This window comes from Streptomyces sp. NPDC003379 (assembly GCF_053589195.1).
Window position 1 is genome coordinate 41054 of record NZ_JBSFRK010000057.1, and the last position, 7030, is coordinate 48083.

Below are 7030 nucleotides of genomic sequence, written 5' to 3' on the forward strand. Positions count from 1 at the left end.
CCGGCCGGCTCGCTACGCCTGGCCCTGCTCCTGGGTTTCACCGGCAGCGGCGTAGCGGGTGAGGTCGACACCGGCTGAGCGGGCTTCCTTGAGCCGGATGGACACCAGACCGGCGGAAACATTCAGCTCGCGCGCGATCTCGTAACCCCTCAGCCCCTGCCGGTGCAGCTCGACGATCTGGTCCCGTCGTTGCCGGGAGCGGCCCTCGTACGTCGTGCGTTCCTCGGCGATCATGCGCACCACCGTCCGCGGGGACACTCCGAACCGGTCCGCAAGTTCACGGGCCGTCACGGTACGGCGCTCACGGCTGGGTTCCTGCGTCACGACGTCCCCCTCATGTACTCCAGCATTGCTGCGGCGCGCTCGTCCCGGCGCGCAGCTCGTACTTGCCCGGAAGCCTTCCCGCCCTTGGCGCCGCCCTTCTTGCCGCGGGCGGACTGGATGGCGACGAAGGTGGCCTCGTAGACAGCTGCGCCGTCCTTCCACATCCTCGACTTGGTCGTGATCCACCGGTGGATGCTGTTGGCGATCGCGCGGGCTTCAGATTTCGGCAGCGGCTCCGTGAACTCGGCGTTGCGGGTACGGACTTCGGCGTGGATGGCGGTGTGGAGGGTGTCGGAGCTGCCGAAGTGGTGGCGTACCTCGCGGTACGCCCAGGTCCGTGCCGTCTCGAAGATCGAGCAGTTGCGCCCCAGCCCGGTGATGTTGGTGCGGAACCGCTTGGTCTCACGCCAGCGCGAAGGCGGCATATGGCCGTCCAGCGCCTCCTCCAGGCCGCCGAGCGTGTGGAGTCCGCCGTGGAGCCACTCGGTGCTCCAGTCCGTGTACAGCGGGTTCTTCGTCATCAGCCCCGAGTACGCCGCATCGCCCTCCAGCGCGCGGCGCAGGCCCTCGGTGACGGCGGCGGCGTAGGCCAGTGGCTTGCGCCGGGCGTACTCGGTCCGCGTCACCGCCTCCGCCAGCGCCCACACCGCATGAGCATGCCCATTCACCGGGTTCTCCACGACCGCGTTGGGCAGCGGATGCGACCCCACCGACGACACCGCCCGCAGCACCGCATCCGAGTGGTCCACATCCACGACGAGAAGATTGCTCACCGCCGACGGGTTCGCCTCCACGTACCGACGCGTCATCGCCACCGGCCGCCGCTCCCGCCGGATCCCCTCCTGCAGCCGGTTCGTCGCATACGGCCGCAACGGCAGCCACAACTCGTCCCACTGTGCCACCGGCAACTCCACACTCATACGCTGATCATCCCGGTCCGGCCGAGCGGGGAGGTACGGACACGCCGCAGGATTCAAAGTGAGTCACGAAAGCCAAGTCAGATGGTTCCCGCCCACGCGCCGCTCGTTCCCGCTGGAAGTCTTCAAAGTACGCCACGAAGACCAAGTCAGATGGTTGGGCTTCCCCACCCGGGGAAGCCCAAGACCGCTTGCCCCAGGGAGCCACAGATTCAAGGTCAGTCAGGAGCCAAGTCGGCTGGTTCAGCTCCCCCTGCCGGGAACCACGACCTCCCCCGACTCCTTGACCAGCTCCGGCCGCCCCGTAGTTCGCCGGGGGAGCACCTCGAAGATCCCAGGGCCTACACGCACACCAGTGCGATGCCGCAGCTCAGAATCCCCGGGCATCGCACCTCAGTGCGTGTAGGCCCTGGGATCGACGCCGCTGGCCCCGGACAGCGAAGGACCCCGAGTCGCCCAACGCCCCTCGGAGTCCTGCCCGTCAGCCTTACGCCGCCGCCGACTCCAGCGGGGCTGCGTGTGCATCGTGTTCACCCCGGCGAGTGGTGCAAACCGCAGGTCAGGGACGCGTTGATGTGGAGCCTGGCCAGATGAGCCCTGGGCTCGTGCTTCGTAAAAACGGACCGGTCGGGCCGCCACCGGGGCGAACGACCGCAGACGCCTTAGCTACGAGAAAACATAAAAAGCTCAGCTAATGCTGTGTAGGCTGCTCTGGCGACGGCATCAATCAGAGTCGGGGTGGGACATGCCGAAGGCGTTGTTCGTGAGCGCGAAAGCGGCGCAACAGGCGAGGGGGGAGCGTGCCCAGGATGAATTGATCTTGGGGGAATGGAGTCCGTTCCACGCGCGTTCACGGCGGCCGACCTTGTTTGACCCTGACGAGGTCGAGTATGTAGTCGGGGTGGCGCAGGGCGTCATCCTCGCGGTGCACAAGGTCGTCGCTGACGCGGAGGGGAAACCGTGGCGTGCGGTCACGGACTCGGGCGACCCCGACCGGTGGCGTGTGCGCTTCTCCGGCGTCCGGACGCTGCGGCACTTGGAGGGAACTCCCAGCCCTGTGCGTTGGGGGCGTGGGCAGGGCACACCAGTTAAGGTCGCGGACGCCAGCCTGCTGACAGATGGGGACGCCGCTGTCGAGCGAATCGACGGCCCCTCAGGCACCGCACGACGGGCCGTTCTTGACCAAGTCGTGGTAACCAGTGGTCCGGATGGCGAAGTGACCGTAGACGCACCGCCCGGGACGACGGTAACGGTCCGCACCGCAGCTACCACATCGGCACCGCCAAGCCCCTCGCGAGCCACCAAGGCGAGCGGGCGGTACTACACCCCGCAACTGCTCGTTGAGCAGACGGTGGCAGCCGTTCTGGACGCCATGGGTGACGAGGTACTGCTGCAGGGCGGTGTCTCCCTCTGCGATCCTGCTCTTGGCTCAGGCGCCTTCCTCGGTGAAGCGATCAAGCAACTGGAGCAAAGGTATCGGGAATTGGGTGAGGCGCCCGAGATCGTTGTGACCGGCCCGCTGGTCGCCAAGATCACCGAACGTATCCGTGACCGCCTCGAAGAGGCGGTCACATGAGCCAGAAACCAAAGAGCGGTGCGGAGCGTCCGTTCCTGGATATTCGGATCGGCGCGCTACGGATCACCTTGCAGAACCGGCCCAGCAGACTCATCACCGCCATGGCCACTGTGACGCTCGGCCTCGGATCCTGGCTCGTAGCGGGCGGGACAGGACTTCTCACCCGCTGACGACACCGGCTACGCCCAGGTCGCCCCCTCCGGCCGCGAGCGACTGGAGCTTGTCCGCGTGCGTAGCCACATCCGTGTCATCTGCGGTCCAGCCCCAGCCCCGCCGCACCGCCCGCTACGCTCTGGACAACGGCTTCCACGCCGTCGTCGAAGGCATCCTGTACGGACCGGGGGCGCCTGGAGACGGCGGTCTGTGACCGCGGCCGGGGCTGGGCCGGGGTGGTCAGTGCGCCGAACGCATGACAGAGCAGTACATGCCGTCTGCCCTGCCGTTTAGTGGGTGTGTCGAAAACGAAGAAGAAGATGGTTGTGAGTCAGCGTGCGAAGGCTGAGGCGCGGCGAAGGCAGGCGGCGGCTGAACGAATCGGGCCCCAGCCGCCGAAGTTGCCGAAGCGCCCCTGCCTCCGAGACCTGAACCCGCCAGGGAGCTGGTACAAGTCCGACAACTGGCACCGGCCCGGGCCCATGGTGAAGCGGCTAGGGGCCTCGGGCGCTCGCCAGTTCGCCAGGCAGGCGAACGCCGATATGGAGCCAGGTGAAGCCGAGATCAACGAGCACATGCTGGAAGTGTTGATCCGCTACGCAGACACGTATGGACGCTCCGGCGTTCCCGGTGCTGCCTTCACCTTGGACAAGGTCGTACGCACCTCGTCCTTTCTTGCTGAAGTGATGGAAGCACAGCAACTAGACGAAGAAGAGGCCCTGGCAGCTGTGCACGATCTGCACGCTCTTGGTCTGCTGTGGGTGGACGACGATGGCGCTGTTTGGAGGTCGATTCCTCCGGGAATTCCGGACCCAGAGAACGCCGAATGGCGCATGTGTGATCGAGTATTGGTGCCGCAGCGCAAGATCTAAACGCATTGGGGGCCCGCAGTCCGGGCAGCCCACTGCCACGCGGCCGTGGCTATGCCGCCCACTCCAGCCCGAGGTCGGCCAGCGCGGCGAGTTTGTCGGCGGTCAGCTTGCCCCGGCGACTCTTGCTGTTGCTGAGGAACACCCCGAGCTTCACTTCGCTCCCGTCCTCAAGGCGCTCTACGTGGGCCCTGGGGACCTTCACAGAGCCCGTGCGGGCCTTGTACTGCGCCAGGGCCGCAACGCCCCTCTCGAAGGCGCTCACGGGCGCTGTGGACGGCTTGGCGGACACGTCCGGCTCCACCGGGGCCGGAGGGGCGGCGAGCGGGGTGACGCCGACGGCCTCCAGGCGCTCGCGCTGCCCGTCGGCCAGAGCCGCCCACACTTCGAGCTTCCGCTGCCGGGCCAGCCACTTGCCGACGTCCATGCCGTGCACGGTGAAGCCAGGCAGGACCTCCGCCGGGCCTTCCTCGTCGCGCACCAGCTCGCGCAGCGCGGCGTAGTGCCGCTGCCACTCCGTGGGCCACGACGGGTTCCAGTCCTCGTCCACGGCCAGGAGCGCGGCCTCCCACTCCGGGTGCCCCTCCAGCGCACCGGGACGGCGCAAATTGCTCAACCACTGCCCCACCGGCTTGTCCAGCGCGGCCGCCGACCGGGGAGCGCACAGCGTCCAGTGCTCCGCGTAGTACACCCGGGCCGCCGCCAGGTTCTCCTGGAACCGCGCATCGGCCGCCGACCAGGCCATGCCCAGCTTCTCCAGCCGCGCCGCGCGCCGGCCGTTCATCTGCCCGGCCCCGTACGCCCGGCGCTGCTCCGCGACCCAGGTCCCCAGCGGGAACGCGCCCTCCCTGTGCTCGTACGGAACCCGGGCATGGCCCTCACGCTCGGTGAACTCCTTGAGCTTCGCCCAGCCGCGCGCCCAGTCCTGCCGCTCCGTGTCGATCACGTTGAAACTGACCCAGTTCGCGACCATCACCGGATCACGCGGAGCCGCAAAACGGAGCAGCAACCGGGTTTCTTCCTCGTTATCACCGGGCGCGGCACCGATGTATTCGGAGGGCTGCGCAACGTCCTTCTGAGGCTCCTGCGGGATCGCCAGCAATTCCACGGCCTCCTCATCGTGAGCCCGCAGACCCTCCAATACCTTCACCAACGGCTTGTACGAACCCGAGGTGAACATATCCTCCGGACTTTCATCGGGCTGGAGGAATACCGGCACGATCAGAGAAGCGAGCTTTCCCTGTCCGGGCTTCTGACGCAGCGCCCGGCCGATCGCCTGCACGATGTCGTGCGGCGCGCCCTTGGGGTCCAGCAGGGCCACGGAGTCCACGGCCCGGATGTCCACACCCTCCCCCAGAACGCGGCAGTTCGAGAGCACCGCCCGCCGGGCGGTGGAGCCGAACTTCCCCAGCACCTCCCGCCGGCGCTCCGGGACATGCTCGCCGCACAGCCAGTCCGCCCAGATCTCCGCCGGGTACTTCTCCGGCTGGTCGGCGTGCAGCCGCTTGGCCACGCGCTGAAGGCCCTCCGCATACGCCGCGGCCTCTATGGTCCGGTGGTGGAAAGTGATGCACGTCTGGAGGTTGTGCTGCTCCATCGTGTGCAGCAGCGCGGCCTGCAGCGTCCCCAGGCGCTGCCCGCGGACCTCCTCGGTGTGCCGCTCCTCGCCCATCAGCCGGTCCGGAGTGACGACCGGGTCCTGGAGCTCCAGGACGATGATCTGGTACCGCGCCAGCAGCTTCCGCGACACCGCCGACGCCAGCGAGAGCTTGTAGAGGACCGGCCCGAAGACCTTCTCGTCGTCCATCGAGGCCGCCATCTCGCGCGGCAGCGGGTCACGCACTCCCTCGGCGACCTCGCGGTTCAGCCGCTCCTCCCAGATCCGCGGCGTCGCCGTCAGGTACAGCCGGCGGTGCGCCGGGATCTTCGTCTGGTCGTGGATGTCCGCCCACGCCTTACCCATCGAGCCCGACGTCCTGTGCGCCTCATCGACCACCGCCAGGTCCACCGGGGCGAGCTTCTGCCCGTAGGCGCCCTCGAACGACTCCACCAGCACGCCCAGCGACGCGTAGGTGGCGTAGATGGTCACCGGCCCCGTCGAGTGCCACAGCGCCAGCTGCACCGGGTTGGTCGTGGACCGCACTCCCAGGTGCCACAGCTCCGGGTCGTCCAGCGGCGAGCACACCATGACCGCCGGCCCCTTGTGCCCGGCCCCGCTCCACGCCTTCACGGTCTGCGCCAGGAGATCCAGGGTCGGCACCACCACGAGAATGCGGCCCTTGGGCACAATCCGCTTTGCCGATGCTGCCGCGATGATGGTCTTTCCTGTCCCGCACGCGGCGTGCACCTGCCCGCGCAGACCATTCCAGGGAATGCCGCCCGGCGGGATATCGAGGCCGCGCACGATGGCGGCCATGGCCTCAATCTGGTGTTCACGCAGCTTCACGGCCATGGCTTACTCGCCGTCCTGCTCGGGCGCGCACTCGTGGTCGGATTCGAGAATGGTTCCGTCGTCGACAGGCCCAAATTCCCATGTGGTGTCGCAGTCGCCGCAATATCCAGACCCGTAGAAACTCACGTTCGCCATGCTTTTACACTCTCCTATGCTTCGAGCAGCGAGAAATGGAATCCGGCGCGGTGAGTGGCGGGCCGGGGGGATGGTGTCTGGTCCCAGACTCTACACAGCCAGCAGCCGTGATGCATCATCCCTGCGGCAGCTTCCCCCTGTAGGCTGATACTTGGCTGAATCCCGCCCCACGGGCACGGTTCATAGGGTAGGCTGGCGGGGTATTGGTGAACGTGAGCGGCCGGTTTCGAGGGCGGGGGAGGGGTTCGGGTGGAGCGCAGCGGAGCCCGTCACTGCGGTCGGGCCGGCATCCCGTCAACCCGACGGTCCGTCACATCCGTTGCGGGGGTGGTGGCCAGTAACCCCAAGCCCTACACAGGCTCGCACGTGATGCACCTCCCCTCGTAGCCAGCCAAGGCAACCGCGCTTGCGCGGGTGCCCACAATTCGCGCTTGCGCGAATTGCCCTTCCTTTTGAAGTCCGCTTGCGGAATTCCATTCTGGCGCTTGCGCCGGAATCCGAATTGCGCTTGCGCAATTCGCGCTCTATGCCCCGGCTTGCCGGGGCATATCCCGCGGAGCGGGATATGCCCGACCCACGGGGCGCCTTTTCAGGCGGCGTTGGC

Annotated in this window: 7 protein-coding genes; 4 read left to right on the forward strand and 3 right to left on the reverse strand. The window is 67.5% G+C overall.

The window, feature by feature from the left end:
* Nucleotides 1–12 precede the first annotated feature (12 nt).
* Together ACWDVB_RS35600 and ACWDVB_RS35605 are read right to left on the reverse strand one after the other, a co-directional pair.
* Complete coding sequence (locus tag ACWDVB_RS35600) at nt 13–324, reverse strand: HTH domain-containing protein (protein WP_451518805.1); 312 nt, start codon at nt 322–324, stop codon at nt 13–15.
* Nucleotides 321–1244 (reverse strand): replication initiation protein, encoded by a 924-nt coding sequence (locus tag ACWDVB_RS35605; protein ID WP_451518804.1) that lies wholly within the window; start codon nt 1242–1244, stop codon nt 321–323. The genes ACWDVB_RS35600 and ACWDVB_RS35605 overlap by 4 nt, the downstream gene beginning before the upstream one ends.
* A gap of 742 nt (nt 1245–1986) precedes the next feature.
* On the opposite strand from ACWDVB_RS35605, the gene ACWDVB_RS35610 reads away from it, so the two are divergent.
* The 4 genes from ACWDVB_RS35610 to ACWDVB_RS35625 all read left to right on the forward strand — a co-directional run bounded on the left by ACWDVB_RS35610 (nt 1987) and on the right by ACWDVB_RS35625 (nt 3842).
* Complete coding sequence (locus ACWDVB_RS35610; RefSeq protein ID WP_451518803.1) at nt 1987–2817, forward strand: N-6 DNA methylase; 831 nt, start codon at nt 1987–1989, stop codon at nt 2815–2817.
* Complete coding sequence (locus ACWDVB_RS35615) at nt 2814–2987, forward strand: hypothetical protein (RefSeq protein WP_451518802.1); 174 nt, start codon at nt 2814–2816, stop codon at nt 2985–2987. Before ACWDVB_RS35610 ends, ACWDVB_RS35615 begins: the two co-directional genes overlap by 4 nt.
* Before the next feature lie 74 nt (nt 2988–3061).
* Nucleotides 3062–3184 (forward strand): hypothetical protein, encoded by a 123-nt coding sequence (locus ACWDVB_RS35620; RefSeq protein ID WP_451518801.1) that lies wholly within the window; start codon nt 3062–3064, stop codon nt 3182–3184.
* A gap of 85 nt (nt 3185–3269) precedes the next feature.
* Nucleotides 3270–3842 (forward strand): hypothetical protein, encoded by a 573-nt coding sequence (locus tag ACWDVB_RS35625; RefSeq protein WP_451518800.1) that lies wholly within the window; start codon nt 3270–3272, stop codon nt 3840–3842.
* Between the two features lie 49 nt (nt 3843–3891).
* Here ACWDVB_RS35625 and ACWDVB_RS35630 read toward each other — a convergent pair whose 3' ends face one another.
* Nucleotides 3892–6291, reverse strand: coding sequence for a Helicase associated domain protein (locus ACWDVB_RS35630; RefSeq protein ID WP_451518799.1), 2400 nt, complete (start codon nt 6289–6291; stop codon nt 3892–3894).
* Nucleotides 6292–7030: the final 739 nt, after the last annotated feature.